Annotated in this window: 14 protein-coding genes; 9 read left to right on the top strand and 5 right to left on the bottom strand. The window is 69.3% G+C overall.

Translation table 11 applies throughout. The features are described from left to right. Positions 1 to 165: 165 nt before the first annotated feature. On the bottom strand, positions 166 to 648 hold the full coding sequence (locus tag AC1D1T_RS22725) for an Lrp/AsnC ligand binding domain-containing protein (RefSeq protein WP_047510853.1): 483 nt from the start codon (positions 646 to 648) through the stop codon (positions 166 to 168). 92 nt (positions 649 to 740) lie between these two features. Between AC1D1T_RS22725 and AC1D1T_RS22720 the strand changes: the two genes are divergently transcribed. Beyond that, positions 741 to 3,725 carry an L-glutamate gamma-semialdehyde dehydrogenase gene (locus tag AC1D1T_RS22720; RefSeq protein WP_477992528.1) on the top strand — a complete coding sequence of 995 codons (2,985 nt, stop codon included), beginning with the start codon at positions 741 to 743 and terminating at the stop codon, positions 3,723 to 3,725. Positions 3,726 to 3,827: 102 nt separating this feature from the next. Then, on the top strand, positions 3,828 to 5,375 hold the full coding sequence (locus AC1D1T_RS22715) for a methyl-accepting chemotaxis protein (RefSeq protein ID WP_477824744.1): 1,548 nt from the start codon (positions 3,828 to 3,830) through the stop codon (positions 5,373 to 5,375). Here AC1D1T_RS22715 and AC1D1T_RS22710 read toward each other — a convergent pair whose 3' ends face one another. From AC1D1T_RS22710 to AC1D1T_RS22700, 3 genes are read right to left on the bottom strand one after another with little or no spacing between them, the layout of a single operon-like run. Next, positions 5,376 to 5,951 (bottom strand): YceI family protein, encoded by a 576-nt coding sequence (locus AC1D1T_RS22710; protein ID WP_047510848.1) that lies wholly within the window; start codon positions 5,949 to 5,951, stop codon positions 5,376 to 5,378. Positions 5,952 to 5,992: 41 nt separating this feature from the next. Then, on the bottom strand, positions 5,993 to 6,565 hold the full coding sequence (locus AC1D1T_RS22705) for a YceI family protein (protein WP_465110383.1): 573 nt from the start codon (positions 6,563 to 6,565) through the stop codon (positions 5,993 to 5,995). Between the two features lie 28 nt (positions 6,566 to 6,593). Continuing rightward, positions 6,594 to 7,136 carry a cytochrome b gene (locus AC1D1T_RS22700; RefSeq protein WP_465110384.1) on the bottom strand — a complete coding sequence of 181 codons (543 nt, stop codon included), beginning with the start codon at positions 7,134 to 7,136 and terminating at the stop codon, positions 6,594 to 6,596. A 280-nt stretch (positions 7,137 to 7,416) separates the two neighbouring features. Here AC1D1T_RS22700 and AC1D1T_RS22695 point away from each other — a divergent pair, with 280 nt between their 5' ends. The 6 genes from AC1D1T_RS22695 to AC1D1T_RS22670 are packed head-to-tail and all read left to right on the top strand — an operon-like array spanning position 7,417 to position 12,864. Next, a complete protein-coding gene (locus AC1D1T_RS22695; protein ID WP_052212985.1) occupies positions 7,417 to 8,238 on the top strand; it encodes an IclR family transcriptional regulator in 822 nt (273 codons plus the stop codon). 11 nt (positions 8,239 to 8,249) lie between these two features. After that, positions 8,250 to 9,038 carry an ABC transporter ATP-binding protein gene (locus tag AC1D1T_RS22690; RefSeq protein ID WP_047510844.1) on the top strand — a complete coding sequence of 263 codons (789 nt, stop codon included), beginning with the start codon at positions 8,250 to 8,252 and terminating at the stop codon, positions 9,036 to 9,038. A gap of 1 nt (position 9,039) precedes the next feature. After that, positions 9,040 to 9,744 carry an ABC transporter ATP-binding protein gene (locus AC1D1T_RS22685; RefSeq protein WP_047510842.1) on the top strand — a complete coding sequence of 235 codons (705 nt, stop codon included), beginning with the start codon at positions 9,040 to 9,042 and terminating at the stop codon, positions 9,742 to 9,744. 31 nt (positions 9,745 to 9,775) lie between these two features. Then, positions 9,776 to 10,981, top strand: a complete 1,206-nt coding sequence (locus AC1D1T_RS22680; RefSeq protein ID WP_477826369.1) for an ABC transporter substrate-binding protein — start codon at positions 9,776 to 9,778, stop codon at positions 10,979 to 10,981. A gap of 36 nt (positions 10,982 to 11,017) precedes the next feature. Then, complete coding sequence (locus tag AC1D1T_RS22675) at positions 11,018 to 11,905, top strand: branched-chain amino acid ABC transporter permease (RefSeq protein WP_047510839.1); 888 nt, start codon at positions 11,018 to 11,020, stop codon at positions 11,903 to 11,905. Between the two features lie 44 nt (positions 11,906 to 11,949). Next, positions 11,950 to 12,864 (top strand): branched-chain amino acid ABC transporter permease, encoded by a 915-nt coding sequence (locus AC1D1T_RS22670; protein ID WP_477992529.1) that lies wholly within the window; start codon positions 11,950 to 11,952, stop codon positions 12,862 to 12,864. 1 nt (position 12,865) lies between these two features. Here the strand turns inward: AC1D1T_RS22670 and AC1D1T_RS22665 are convergent, their stop codons facing one another. After that, positions 12,866 to 13,327, bottom strand: a complete 462-nt coding sequence (locus tag AC1D1T_RS22665) for an Lrp/AsnC family transcriptional regulator (RefSeq protein ID WP_047510836.1) — start codon at positions 13,325 to 13,327, stop codon at positions 12,866 to 12,868. Positions 13,328 to 13,427: 100 nt separating this feature from the next. On the opposite strand from AC1D1T_RS22665, the gene AC1D1T_RS22660 reads away from it, so the two are divergent. Next, the coding region (locus AC1D1T_RS22660; RefSeq protein ID WP_477826368.1) for a thiamine pyrophosphate-binding protein at positions 13,428 to 14,011 on the top strand (584 nt) is incomplete at its 3' end.

Below are 14,011 nucleotides of genomic sequence, written 5' to 3'. Positions count from 1 at the left end.
GACTGTCGCCCACTGTTTGACCACAACGAACGAAGTGAGTGGCGGGAGTTTGGGCGACGGGCCATGAAACCAGTCAGCGCAGGGGAGTCTTCGCCCCGAGAGGGGCGAAGACCGCACCCGACGGCGCGCCACAGCCTCCCCGCACCCGCCTTCCGAACTCAGAGCTCAGATCGGAAGAGCCGTCGTGTTCTTGACCTCCTCCATCACCGCATACGTGTGCGTCTCCCGCACCCCCGGCAGGCTCCAGATCACCGAGCCGATCAGCTCGCGGTACGAGCCCATGTCGGCCACGCGCGTCTTGATCAGGTAGTCGAAGCCGCCCGCCACCAGGTGGCATTCGAGAATCTCCGGCCGCACCTGCACCGCCGCCTTGAAGGCCTTCATCACGTCCGGCGTCGTGCGGTCGAGCACGACCTCGATGAAGACCATCATTCCTGCGCCGAGCTTGTCGGGGTTCAATCGCGCCTCGTAGCCGAGGATGAAGCCGTCGCGCGTCAGCCGCTTCACCCGCTCCAGCACGGCGGTCGGCGACAGGTGCACCGTCTCGGCGAGCTTCAGGTTCGAGATGCGCCCGTCCTGCTGCAGCGCGCCCAGGATGCGGGCATCGATCTTGTCCAGCGTGGCAGGCAGGCTGTGATTGCTTTTCATGGTGAATGAATTCGAGGTCCGGCTTTTTGTCGGTGATTAATTCATGTAATCAGCAGATACGCTAGTAGAACTAACACCAATGGTGACCCAAGATGATTTTTTTGCCGCCGGCTCGCGCCCGCCTGCCCTACCCGTACCGCGCTGAACTGGAGTTGTTAGCAAGCCTGACGCCACCCCTCGCGCAGGCGCTGGATTGGGCGGCGGTGCAACAGGCGGCGCGGCCCTGGGTGCAGGCGGTGCGCGACAAGCCGGCACCGTTCTGGGCGATGGAGTCGCTGCTGCGGGAATACCCGATCTCCAGCGCCGAGGGGCTGGCGCTGATGCGGCTGGCCGAGGCGCTGCTGCGCGTGCCCGATGCCGAGACCGCGATCGCGCTGACGGCCGACCAGCTCGGCAAGGCGGAATTCGATGCGTCGTCGGGCGGGCCGCACCAGATGCTGGCGAGCCTGTCGGCCAGCGCGATCTCGCTGTCGAAGAAATTCCTGCCGCAAGCCGATGCGGAGGCCGGGCTGTTCAAGCGCCTCGGCGCGCAGACGGTGGTGGCCGCGACGGTGCGCGCGATCCAGCTGCTCGGCCGGCAGTTCGTGCTCGGCCGCGACATCGCCGAGGCGATGGGCGAGGCGGCAGCGGCCCGCAAGCAGCACGCCGGCCTGCGCTTCAGCTACGACATGCTCGGCGAGGGCGCGCGCACCGAGGCCGATGCGCGGCGCTACCTGGCGTCGTACGCGAAGGCGATCGAGGCGATCGGCGGTGGCCGCGTCGCCGCCGGGCCCGAATCGGCCGACGGCATCTCGATCAAGCTCAGCGCGCTCTTCTCGCGCTATGAAGACGCGCAGCGCGAGCGCGTCGGCGCCGAGCTGCTGCCCCGCGTGTGGCAGCTGATCGAGCAGGCCGCGCGCGCCAACATCAACCTGACGATCGATGCCGAGGAGAGCGACCGCCTGGAGCTCTCGCTCGACGTGCTGGACGCACTGGCCGAGCGCATCGCGCAGCAGTTCCCGCAGTGGCGCGGCTTCGGCCTCGCGGTGCAGGCCTACCAGACGCGGGCGCTGCAGGTGGTCGACGAGGTCGCGCGCATCGCCCGCCGGCACGGCCTGAAGTTCATGGTGCGGCTGGTCAAGGGCGCCTACTGGGACGGCGAGATCAAGCGCGCGCAGGAGCTGGGCCTGGCCGGCTACCCGGTGTTCACGCACAAGCACCACACCGACATCTCGTACCTGGCCTGCGCCCGCGCGCTGATCGGGCATGCGGACGTGATCTACCCGCAGTTCGCGACCCACAACGCCGGCACCATCGCGGCGATCCTGCAGATGGCGCGGGCGGCCGGCGCACCGTTCGAGATGCAGCGGCTGCACGGGATGGGCGAGGGCGTCTATCGAGAAGTCATGCGCGATGCCGGCATCCCGGTGCGCGTGTACGCGCCGGTCGGCGAGCACCGCGACCTGCTGGCCTACCTGGTGCGCCGGCTGCTGGAGAACGGCGCCAATTCGTCGTTCGTGCACCAGCTGTCGGACGACGAGGTACCGGTCGAGCAGCTGCTCGCGTCGCCGCTGGTGCCGGCCGCCGCGATCGGCCAGCCGCTGCCGCGGGCGCTGTATGGCGACGGCGCGCGTGTCAACTCGCGCGGGGCCGACCTGGCCTGCCTCGAGGAGCGGGCGCCGCTGGACGCGGCACTGGCCGCGACCGTCGTCGAGCCGGTGCGCGAATCCACCGTGGCCGACGYGAGCGACGCGATGGCACGCTTGCAGTCCGGCTTCGAGGCCTGGAACGCGACCCCGCTGGCCGACCGCGCCGCCGTGCTGCGCCGCGCCGCCGATGCGCTCGAAGCCCGCCTGCCCGAGTTCTGCGGCCTGCTCGTGAAGGAGGCGCACAAGACCCTGGGCGACTGCGTGGCCGAGGTGCGCGAGGCGGTCGACTTCTGCCGCTACTACGCCGACCAGGCCGAGGCGCGGCTGGCCGCGCAGACCCTGCCGGGCCCGACCGGCGAGAGCAACCTGCTGCAGCTGCACGGCCGCGGCGTGTTCGTCTGCATCAGCCCGTGGAACTTCCCGCTCGCGATCTTCGCCGGCCAGGTGGTGGCGGCGCTGGTGGCCGGCAACGCGGTGGCCGCCAAGCCGGCCGAGCAGACGCCGGCTGTCGCGCAGCGCCTGGTCGCGCTGCTGCACGACGCCGGCGTGCCGCGCGACGCGCTCGCGATGCTGCACGGCCCCGGCGAGACGGTCGGTGCGGCGCTGGTCGCCGACGCGCGCACCGCCGGCGTGTGCTTCACCGGCTCGACCGCGGTCGCGAAGATCATCAACCGCACGCTCGCCGCGAAGGACGGCGCCATCGTGCCGCTGATCGCCGAGACCGGCGGCATCAACGCGATGCTGGTCGACAGCACCGCGCTGCCGGAGCAGGTGGTCGACGCCGTCGTGCAGAGCGCGTTCCGCTCGGCCGGCCAGCGCTGCTCGGCGCTGCGGCTGCTGTGCGTGCACGAGGGCGTGGCCGACGGCGTGATCGAGATGGTGCGCGGCGCGCTGGCCGAGCTGCGCGTCGACGACCCGGCGCTGCTCGCGACCGACGTCGGCCCGGTCATCGACGACGGGGCCTTCGCCGGCATCCGCGGCCACGTCGAGCGGCTGCGCGGCAGCGCGACGCTGATCGGCGAAGCGCCGGTGACCTCGACCTTCCCGCGCCTGGTTGCGCCGGTCGCGTTCGAGCTGCCGCGCATCGCCGACGTGCGGCAGGAGGTCTTCGGCCCGGTGCTGCACGTGGTGCGCTGGCGCGGCGACGCGGCCGACGTGATCGCGCAGGTCAACGCGCTCGGCTACGGGCTGACGCTGGGCATCCAGACGCGCATCGACAGCCGCGCGCTGCGGCTGGCGCAGGCGGCGCGCATCGGCAACGTCTACGTCAACCGCAACATGATCGGCGCGGTGGTCGGCGTGCAGCCGTTCGGCGGCGAGGGGCTCAGCGGCACCGGCCCGAAGGCGGGCGGCCCGCACTACCTCTACCGCTTCTGCGCCGAGCAGACGCTGACGATCAACACCGCGGCGGCCGGCGGCAACGCGGCGCTGCTGGCCGGCGGCCACTGAAATCCTGGACAAATGACCCGGTCAAGGCGACCGGCAGCACGTCGAAATGCCTGACACGGCCCCCGCTTCGGGCGCCGTTCCAGGTGTTGCCGAGGTGCTGCGATGAAGTCGATCAAGTCCGTGTTGCTGCTGTTCCTCGCCATGTTCGTCGTGGCGATGCTGGTGCTGCATGCGAGTGCCCGCTGGAGCAGCGAGCGCATGCAGGCACAGGCGCGCCAGGTGTTCGTCGCGAAGGACGTGACCGCCGACGTGCTGCCGCCGCCGATGTACCTGATCGAGGCGCGGCTGGTGCTGTCGCAGGCGCTCGAAGGGACGCTGGCGCCGGCCGACGCGGCCCGCGGTTTCGATGTGCTGTTCGACGCCTACGGCGCCCGCGTCGAGTACTGGCGCACCCACCCGCCCTACGGGCTGGAGCACGAGCTGCTCGGCGAACAGCACGAGGCGGCGCAGCGCTTCTTCCAGGCGGCCCGCGCACAGGTGCTGCAGCCGCTGCGCGACGGACGCATCGACGCGGCACGCGCCGCGCTGCCGGCGGTGCAGGCCCACTACGAGGCGCACCGGCGCGGCGTCGACCGCACCGTCGAGCGCTCGAACGCGTTTGCGGACGAGAAGATCAGCGGCTTCGACGGCATCGTCGCGGTGAACGACCGCACCGCCCTGTCGGTGCTGGCGGGTGCGCTGCTGGCCAGCGCCGGGCTGTTTGCGCTGGTGTGGTGGCGCCTGCAGCGCGACGTGGCCAGGCCGCTGCAGCAGGCGAGCGGCATCGCTGCGCGCATCGCCACCGGCGACCTGTGCGGCGAGATCCGGGTGAGCGGGCGCGACGAGGCGGCCGAGGTGCTGCAGGCGCTGGTCGACATGCAGGCCGGGCTGCGCCGCGTGGTCGGCGAGGTGCGCGAAGGTGCCGACGGCATCGCCACCGCGAGCGCGCAGATCGCGCAGGGCAACATGGACCTGTCGGACCGCACCGAACAGCAGGCGGCCAACCTGCAGCAGACGGCCGCGGCGCTGCACCAGATCGACACCAGCGTGCGCGGCAATGCCGAAAGTGCGCGGCTCGCCGACAGCGCGGCCGCCGAGGCCTCGCAGGTGGCCGATCACGGCGGCACGGTCGTCACGCAGGTGGTCGCGACGATGAACGAGATCGGGCAGGCGGCCGAGCGCATCGGCACCATCGTCGGCGTGATCGACGGCATCGCGCTGCAGACCAACATCCTCGCGCTGAATGCGGCGGTCGAGGCGGCCCGATCGGGCGAGCACGGCCGCGGCTTCTCGGTGGTGGCCGGCGAGGTGCGATCGCTGTCGCAACGCTGCGCCGAGGCGGCGCGGCAGATCCGCGGCCTGGTCGCCGAGAGCACGCAGCGCATCGAGGAAGGGCATCGCCTGGCCGATGAGGCCGGCGCGACGATGCAACGCGTCGTCGGCCGGTTCGCCCAGGTGTCGGCGCTGATCAGCGAGATCAGCGGCGCATCGCGCCAGCAGACGCAGGGCGTCGGCCAGGTCAACGACGCGGTGCAGCAGCTCGACGGCGTGACGCAGCAGAACGCCGCGCTGGTCGAGGAGTCGGCCGCCGCGGCGGGCAGCCTGAACGCGCAGGCCCAGCGGCTGGCCGGCGCGGTATCGGTGTTCCGGCTCGAGGCCGGAACGAGGTGATTACTGCTTGACGGCTTCGATCTGGATCAGCAGGCGGATGTTGTCCGGCAGGCCGTACTGCAGGCCGTAGCTGACGCCCCACTGGCTGCGCTGGATCGTCGTCTCGAAGTCGCCGCCGCACACTTCGCGCTTGAGCATCGGGTTGTCGTAGCAGTTGAAGTTCGCGGCCGTCAGCGTGACCGGCTGGGTCTTGCCGTTCATCGTCAGCGTGCCGGCGACCGAGGTCACCTTGCCGGCGCCGTCGAACGCGAACTTGTCGCCGACGAACTTGGCGGTCGGCGCCTCGGCGGCGTTGAAGAAGTCCTTGCCCTTCAGGTGCGTGTCCAGCGCCGGCACGCCGGTGCTGACCGAGGTCATGTCGAAGGTCACCTCGGCACGGCCGCTCTTGCCGGCCTTGTCGAACGAGACGGTGCCTTCCTTCTTGTCGAAGCGGCCGCGCAGCGTGCTGGTGTTGAAGTGCTTCGCCTCGAAGGTCACGAAGGTGTGGGTCGGGTCGACCGCGTAGGTCGCGGCTTCGGCGTGGGCGAGGCCGGCAGCGGCGAGGGCGGCGGCGGCGAGCAGGGTCTTGGTCAGCATGGGAATGGTCCTGGTGAGGTGGAAGAGGTACTGCAGAGAAATCAGAGGGCGCCCACGCCGGTCAGCGCGAGCTTGAACTTGACGGTGACGTCGTTGGCCACCATCGAGGTGTCCTTCCAGTCGCCGTCACCGATCTTGAAATCGAGGCGCTTGATCACGAAGCTGCCGGTCGCCGTGGTGTTGCCGCCGGCCTGCGCCAGCACGACCGGCACCACCACGTCGTGGCTCGCGCCCTTGATCGCCAGCTTGCCGGCCACGTCGAACTTGCCCGGACCGGTGGCCTTGACGGTGGTCGACTGGAAGGTGGCCTGCGGGAACGACTTGGTGTTGAACCAGTCCGGCTTGGCGACTTCGGCCTCGGTCTCGGCGGTGCCGAGCGAGACGCTGGCCAGGTCGATCGTGAAGCCGATCTTCGCGGCCTCGGGCTTCTTCGGGTCGAACGCGACCTGCGCGTCGAACTTGCGGAACTTGCCGTCGACCGGCACGCCCATCTGCTTGCTGGTGAAGGCGATCTCGCTTTGTGCCGGCACCACCTTCTGCTGCGCCTGGGCGCAGGCAGGGAAGGCGAACGCGGCAGCGAGGGCGAAGCTCGCGACGGTGAGGTAGGTTTTCATTCGTGGGTCTCCCGGTGAAAGGTGAGGGTCAGCGCGAACCGCCGGGCAGCATGCGGGCGAGCAGGCCGTCGCGGTCGATGATCTGGTGCTTCAGCGCGGCGGCGACGTGCAGCAGCACCAGCGCGGCCAGGCCGTAGGCGAGCAGCGCATGGGCCTGCTTCGCGGTCTCGGCCAGCGCCTTGTCGACCGGCACGAAATCCGGCAGCGGCAGCAGCCCGAACGCGACGATCGGGAAGCCGGCCGCCGAGCTGTACGCCCAGCCGGCCAGCGGCACCGCGAAGAACAGCACGTACAGCAGCGTGTGCGTCCAGTGCGATGCTCGCTGCTGCCAGGCGGGCGCCGGCAGGTCGGCCGGCGGGCGGTGCGTCAGGCGCCACAACAGGCGCAGCGCCGACAGCGCGAGGATCGTCACGCCCGCCCACTTGTGCCAGTTGAAGAGCTTCAGGCGCTGCGGCGAGAACGGCAGGCCGCTCATGTACAGCCCGAAGCAGAACGTGGCGACGATGGCCAGCCCCAGCAGCCAGTGGAAGCTGATGGCAACGGCGTCGTAGCGTGAAGGCGGAGCGCGCATGGAAGGCCTTGAAACAGTTTGAAGCACTTGCGCAGGCAGAGCTGCGGGTGTGAAGTGCGACTTTAAGAGCGGGTCAGGCGGGCGAAGTTCACCCGGCTTGTCGCAACCATTCAAAAAAATGCAGCGAGCCGCCCCGCGCAAACCCTGTGCGGACTTTCCCGCGAACCGGCCGCGCCGGCATTCCCCGGCGCAAAGACCCCTCTTAGACTGCGCCGGCTGTTCGATGGGTCGATCCAGGTTCAACCCATTGAACGGCGCCATCTCCCCGGAGCCCCTCCGCATGCTGCAAGAAGCCCAACGTCCCCGCGCTCCCGCGACCAAGCCGGCCCTGGTGCCGGCCGTCACGCGGGCCGCCGCGTTGCTGGACCTGCTGGCGCAGCAGCGCGAGGCGATGAGCCTGGCGCGGCTCTCGGCCAGCCTCGGCCTGCCGAAGAGCAGCGTGCACGGGCTGTGCAACACGCTGAGCGCGCTGGGCTACCTGCGCCGCGAGGACGACGGCTGCTTCTTCATCGGCCCGCGCGTGATGGGCCTGGCGCATGCGTTCGTCGCCCACACCAGCCCGGCGCAGGAATTCACCGCGCTGTGGGCCGAGGCCGGTGCGGCACCGTCCGAGACGGTGATCCTGTCGGTGCTCGACGGTGCCGACGTGGTCTACGTCGCCGCCCGCAACGGCGTGCGCCCGCTCGGCCTCGCGTTCACCGTCGGCATGCGCCTGCCGGCGCACCGCGCGGCCACCGGCAAGGCGATGCTCGCCTGGCTGGACGAGGCCCGGCTGCTCGCCCACTTTCCGCAGGACCGGCTGCCGGGCTTCATGAACCGCGCGCCGATCGAGCGCGGTGCGCTGCTCGACGAGCTGGCCGCGATCCGCCGCCGCGGCTACAGCACCGACGACGAGAGCGTGCGCGAGGGCGTGTACTGCTTCGGCGCCCCGGTGTTCGACGCGTCGGGCCAGGCGGTGGCCGGCGTCGGCGTGTGCCTGCAGAAGGCGATGCTCGACCCGCAGGTCGCGGCGCAGCAGAGCGAGACCGTGATGCGCGTCGCGCGCGAGCTGACGCAGCGCCTGGGCGGCAGCATGGCCGTGCCGCACGAAGCGAATCCATGAATACGACCGCCATGAGCACAGCAGCCAGCCCCAGCGACACCATCCTCGAGACCCGCGCGCTGACGAAGGAGTTCAAGGGCTTCGTCGCGGTGAACCAGGTCGACCTGAAGGTCCGGCGCGGCCACATCCATGCGCTGATCGGCCCGAACGGCGCCGGCAAGACGACCTGCTTCAACCTGCTGACCAAGTTCCTGACGCCCACGCGCGGGCAGATCCTCTTCAACGGCGCCGACATCACGCGCGAGAAGCCGGCGCAGATCGCACGGCGCGGCGTGATCCGCTCGTTCCAGATCTCGGCGGTGTTCCCGCACCTGAGCGTGCTCGAGAACGTGCGTGTCGCGCTGCAGCGCAAGCTCGGCACCTCGTTCCATTTCTGGAAGTCCGAGCGCACGCTGCACAGCCTGAACGACCGTGCCCGCGCGCTGCTGGCCGAGGTCGACCTCGCCGGCTATGCCGACACGCCGACCGTCGAGCTCAGCTATGGCCGCAAGCGCGCGCTCGAGATCGCGACCACGCTCGCGATGGAGCCCGAGTTGATGCTGCTCGACGAGCCGACCCAGGGCATGGGGCTGGAGGACGTCGACCGCATCCGCCAGCTGATCAAGAAGGTGTCGGCGAACCGCACCATCCTGATGGTGGAGCACAACATGAGCGTGGTCGCCAGCATCGCCGACACCATCACGGTGTTGCAGCGCGGCGCGACTCTGGCCGAAGGGCCGTATGCCGAGGTCTCGAAGAACCCGGCCGTCGTCGAGGCCTACATGGGCACCGCCAACGTCGAACTGCAGGGCGCGCACTGACATGGCCGATCGATTTCTCGAAGTCCGCGGGCTGCAGGCCTGGTACGGCGAATCGCATGTGCTGCACGGCGTGGACTTCCACGTCGACGAAGGCGAGGTGGTGACGCTGCTCGGGCGCAACGGCGCCGGCCGCACCAGCACGCTGCGCGCCATCATGGGGCTGACCGGCAGCCGCAAGGGCTCGATCCGCATCCGCGGGCAGGAGGCCATCGCGATGCCCACGCACCGCATCGCGCGGCTCGGCATCGGCTACTGCCCGGAGGAGCGCGGCATCTTCTCGAGCCTGTCGGCCGAGGAGAACCTGCTGCTGCCGCCGAAGCTGGCCGATGGCGGCATGGCGATCGACGAGATCTACGCGATGTTCCCGAACCTGAAGGAGCGCGCGGGCAGCCAGGGCACGCGCCTCTCGGGCGGCGAGCAGCAGATGCTGGCCGTCGCGCGCATCCTGCGCACCGGCGCGAAGCTGCTGCTGCTCGACGAGATCTCCGAGGGCCTGGCCCCGGTCATCGTGCAGAAGCTCGCCGAGATGGTGGTGCTGCTGCGTCGCCAGGGCTACACGATCGTGATGGTGGAGCAGAACTTCCGCTTCGCCGCGCCGCTGGCCGACCGCTTCCTCGTGATGGAACACGGCCAGATCATTCAAGAGTTCACCCAGGCCCAATTGCCTGACCGCCTGGCCCAGCTCCACGAGTACCTGGGCGTCTGATCTTCAAGATCCACCACACAAGGAGACCTCAATGAAACTGAGCCACATCGCCGCCGCCTGCTCGCTCGCCGCCACCGCCGCCCTCGTCCCTGCCCACGCGCAGGTTTCCGGCGACGTGATCCGCATCGGCTTCATCACCGACATGTCGGGCCTGTACTCCGACATCGACGGCCCGGCCGGCGCCGAGGCCATCAAGATGGCGATCGCCGATGCGGGCGGCGCGATCAACGGCAAGAAGATCGAGCTGCTCGTCGCCGACCACCAGAACAAGGCCGACGTGGCCGCCGCCAAGGCCCGCGAGTGGTTCGACACGCAGGGCGTCGACATGCTGATCGGCGGCACCAACTCCGGCACCAGCCTCGCGATGGCCAAGGTGGCGCTCGAGAAGAAGAAGCCGTTCATCGCGGTGGGCGCCGGCAGCTCGGCGCTGACCAACGAGCAGTGCACCCCGTACACCATCCACTGGGCCTACGACACGATGGCGCTGGCCAAGGGCACCGGCGGCGCCGTGGTGCGTGCCGGCGGCAAGAGCTGGTATTTCCTGTCGGCCGACTACGCGTTCGGCCAGGCGCTGCAGAACGACACCACCAATGTCGTGAAGGGGGCCGGCGGCACGGTGGTCGGCCAGGTCAAGCACCCGCTGTCGGCCAGCGACTTCTCGTCGTTCCTGCTGCAGGCGCAGTCGAGCAAGGCGCAGATCCTGGGGCTCGCGAATGCCGGCGGCGACACCATCAACGCGATCAAGGCGGCCAACGAGTTCGGCGTCACGAAGACGATGAAGCTGGCCGGGCTGCTGGTGTTCATCAACGACATCCACTCGCTGGGCCTGAAGACGACGCAGGGCATGTACCTGACCGACAGCTGGTACTGGAACAAGGATGCCGAGACGCGCGCCTGGAGCCGCAAGTTCTTCGAGAAGGTCAAGCGCATGCCGTCGTCGCTGCAGGCGGCCGACTACTCGGTGACCGCGAACTACCTGGCGGCCGTCAAGGCGACCGGCAGCGACGATGGCGACAAGGTGCTCGCGCAGCTGCACAAGGCCAAGGTCAACGACATGTTCGCGAAGAACGGCACGGTGCGCGAGGACGGCCGCATGGTGCACGACATGTACCTGATGCAGGTCAAGACGCCGGACAAGTCGACCGAGCCGTGGGACTACTACAACGTGGTCGAGACGATCAAGGGCGATGCGGCGTTCACGACCAAGGCCGAGAGCAAGTGCGCTTCCTGGAAGTGACCGCCTGAGCGAGGCCTGCAGCGTGAAAGACGCCCCATGACAGAAATCTTCGGCATCCCCCTGCAGGCCTTCGCCGGCCAGTTGCTGCTCGGCCTGGTCAACGGCTCGTTCTACGCGATGCTCAGCCTGGGCCTGGCGGTGATCTTCGGCCTGCTGGGCATCGTCAACTTCGCGCATGGCGCGCTCTACATGATCGGCGCCTACGTGGCCTGGTTCTCGATGGAGAAATGGGGCCTCGGCTACTGGGGCGCGCTGGTGCTCGCGCCGGTGATCGTCGGGGCGCTCGGCGTCGTGATCGAGAGGACCTTGCTCAAGCACCTGTACAAGCTCGACCCGTTGTACGGGCTGCTGCTGACCTTCGGCCTCGCGCTGATCGGCGAGGGCGTGTTCCGCGACCAGTTCGGCGTCTCCGGCCAGCAGGTCAACGTGCCCGACGCGCTGCAGGGCGCGACCAACCTCGGCTTCATGGTGCTGCCGAACTACCGCGCGTGGGTCGTCGTCGCATCGCTCACGGTGTGCCTGGGCACCTGGTTCCTGATCGAGAAGACGCGGCTCGGCGCCACGCTGCGCGCCGGCACCGAGAACCCGGCGCTGGTGCAGGCCTTCGGCATCAACGTGCCGCGCATGGTGATGCTCACGTACGCCGGCGGCTCGGCGCTGGCGGCGCTGGCCGGCGTGCTGGCGGCGCCGGTGATCCAGGTCACGCCGCTGATGGGCAGCAACCTGATCATCGTGGTGTTCGCGGTGGTCGTGATCGGCGGCATGGGGTCCATCCTCGGCTCGATCCTGACCGGGCTGATGCTTGGCCTGGTCGAGGGGCTGACCAAGGTGTTCTACCCCGAGGCCTCGAACATCGTGGTGTTCGTGATCATGGCGATCGTGCTGGTGATCCGGCCGGCCGGGCTGTTCGGCAAGGAGAAGTGAGCGTGTCCACCACGAACAAGAACGAGGCCTTCCAGCGCAAATCGCTGATCGCCTGGGGTGCGCTGCTGGCGCTGCTGGTGGCCGCGCCCTTCATCGGCATCTACCCGGTGTTCATGATGAAGGCGCTGTGCTTCGCGATCTTCGCGTGCGCCTTCAACCTGCTGCTGGGCTTCACCGGGCTGCTGTCGTTCGGGCATGCGGCCTTCATGGGCTCGGCGGCCTACATCACCGGCTGGCTGGTGCGCAGCGCCGGCTGGACGCCCGAGCTCGGCATCATCGCCGGCACGCTGGTGGCCGCGGCGCTCGGGCTGGTGGTCGGCCTGATCGCGATCCGCCGCCAGGGCATCTACTTCGCGATGATCACGCTCGCGATGGCGCAGATGATCTACTTCGTCTGCCTGCAGGCGCCGTTCACCGGCGGCGAAGACGGCCTGCAGGGCGTGCCGCGCGGCAAGCTGTTCGGCCTGATCCCGATGGCCGATGACCTGGCGATGTACTTCTTCGTGCTGGCGGTGTTCGTCGCGGTGTTCCTGCTGATCCTGCGCATCGTGCATTCGCCGTACGGCCAGGTGCTGAAGGCGATCCGCGAGAACGAGCCGCGCGCGATCTCGCTCGGCTACGACGTCGACCGCTACAAGCTGCTGGCCTTCGTGCTGTCGACCGGCATCGCCGGGCTGGCCGGTGCGATGAAGACCTTCGTGCTCGGCTTCGCGACGCTGTCGKACGTGCACTGGTCGCTGTCGGGCGAGGTGWTCCTGATGACGCTGCTCGGCGGCATGGGCACCTTCGCAGGCCCGGTGCTGGGCGCCTTCACGATCATCGGGCTGCAGGACTACCTGGCCGACCGCGTCGGCTCGTGGGTCACGGTGATCATCGGCGTGATCTTCGTGGTGTGCGTGATCGCATTCCGGCGCGGCTTCGTCGGTGAGCTGATCGCGTGGCAGAAGCGAAAGTCATGAACTAGCGTCTGAGCGGCAGCAAGCTCTGCTTCAACTGCCGCAGCACGAAGCTCGACTTGCTGTGCCGGATCCCCGGGATCTTGTAGAGCCGCTCGCGCAGCAGCCGTTCGTAGTCGCGCGTGTCACTGACGGCGATGCGCACGTAGTAGTCGTAGTCGCCCGACACCAGGAAGGCCTCCAGCACCTCGGGGATCGCCTCCAGCGCGCGGCCGAACTCGAACAGCGCCTCGTCGGAGTGGCTGTCCAGCGTGACCTGCACGATCACCGTGTCCGGCAGCCCGACCTCGGCCGCGTTCACGCGCACCGAGTAGCCCTCGATCACGCCGGCCTGCTCCAGCCGCTTGATGCGGCTCCAGCACGGCGAACTGGTCAGCCCGACCTGCGTGCCGAGTTCGCCCATGCTGATGCGGGCGTCGCGCTGCAATGCTTCCAGGATGGCGATGTCGAACTTGTCGAGCTGCATGCTGTGACCTCTTGAAGATGCAGGAGGATTTGCCGCTGGCATCGTAACCTGCCGAAGTTTCGGCAGCCTTTGCTGCGCGTCGCACGAGAAACTTCCGGGCATGAATGCACCTGTCGCCCTCGCCTGCCTGCAACCCGCCCCCACCCGCACCCCCGACAGCGCCGACCTGCTGATCGCGACGCTGCTCGCGCACGGCATCGACACCGTGTTCGGCTACCCCGGCGGCGCGGTGCTGCCGCTGTACGACGCGCTGCACCGCGAGCCGCGGCTGCGCCATGTGCTGGTGCGGCACGAGCAGGCGGCGGTGCACGCCGCGCAGGGGTATGCGCGCAGCACCGGCCGCATCGGCGTGGTGTTCGTGACCTCGGGGCCCGGCATGAGCAACACGACGACCGGCCTGCTCGACGCGCTGTGCGACTCGGTGCCGGTGCTGTGCATCAGTGGGCAGGTCGCGACGACGTCGATCGGCACCGATGCGTTCCAGGAGTGCGATGCGCTCGGCATCTCGCGGCCGGTGACGAAGTGGAACGCGCAGGTGCGCAGCGCCGCGCAGCTGGTGCCGCTGCTGCGCAAGGCGCTGAGGGTGGCCGCCAGCGGGCGGCCCGGGCCGGTGCTGCTGGACCTGCCGAAGGATGTGCAGCTCGCGCCGCAGGTGCCGGTGCCCGCGACCGCGGCCCCGTGGGC

This window comes from Rhizobacter sp. P2_H3, assembly GCF_056403355.1.
The sequence above is the reverse complement of the archived record's forward strand: the minus strand, read 5'-3'. Positions and strand labels throughout refer to the sequence as shown.

Excerpts from the sequence above, each read along its gene's own strand:
- AC1D1T_RS22665 (WP_047510836.1), bottom strand. The coding sequence starts at position 13,327 with ATGCAGCTCGACAAGTTCGACATCGCCATCCTGGAAGCATTGCAGCGC.
- AC1D1T_RS22685 (WP_047510842.1), top strand. The coding sequence starts at position 9,040 with ATGGCCGATCGATTTCTCGAAGTCCGCGGGCTGCAGGCCTGGTACGGC.
- AC1D1T_RS22710 (WP_047510848.1), bottom strand. The coding sequence starts at position 5,951 with ATGCTGACCAAGACCCTGCTCGCCGCCGCCGCCCTCGCCGCTGCCGGC.
- AC1D1T_RS22715 (WP_477824744.1), top strand. The coding sequence starts at position 3,828 with ATGAAGTCGATCAAGTCCGTGTTGCTGCTGTTCCTCGCCATGTTCGTC.
- AC1D1T_RS22690 (WP_047510844.1), top strand. The coding sequence starts at position 8,250 with ATGAGCACAGCAGCCAGCCCCAGCGACACCATCCTCGAGACCCGCGCG.
- AC1D1T_RS22680 (WP_477826369.1), top strand. The coding sequence starts at position 9,776 with ATGAAACTGAGCCACATCGCCGCCGCCTGCTCGCTCGCCGCCACCGCC.
- AC1D1T_RS22695 (WP_052212985.1), top strand. The coding sequence starts at position 7,417 with ATGCTGCAAGAAGCCCAACGTCCCCGCGCTCCCGCGACCAAGCCGGCC.
- AC1D1T_RS22705 (WP_465110383.1), bottom strand. The coding sequence starts at position 6,565 with ATGAAAACCTACCTCACCGTCGCGAGCTTCGCCCTCGCTGCCGCGTTC.
- AC1D1T_RS22725 (WP_047510853.1), bottom strand. The coding sequence starts at position 648 with ATGAAAAGCAATCACAGCCTGCCTGCCACGCTGGACAAGATCGATGCC.
- AC1D1T_RS22675 (WP_047510839.1), top strand. The coding sequence starts at position 11,018 with ATGACAGAAATCTTCGGCATCCCCCTGCAGGCCTTCGCCGGCCAGTTG.
- AC1D1T_RS22700 (WP_465110384.1), bottom strand. The coding sequence starts at position 7,136 with ATGCGCGCTCCGCCTTCACGCTACGACGCCGTTGCCATCAGCTTCCAC.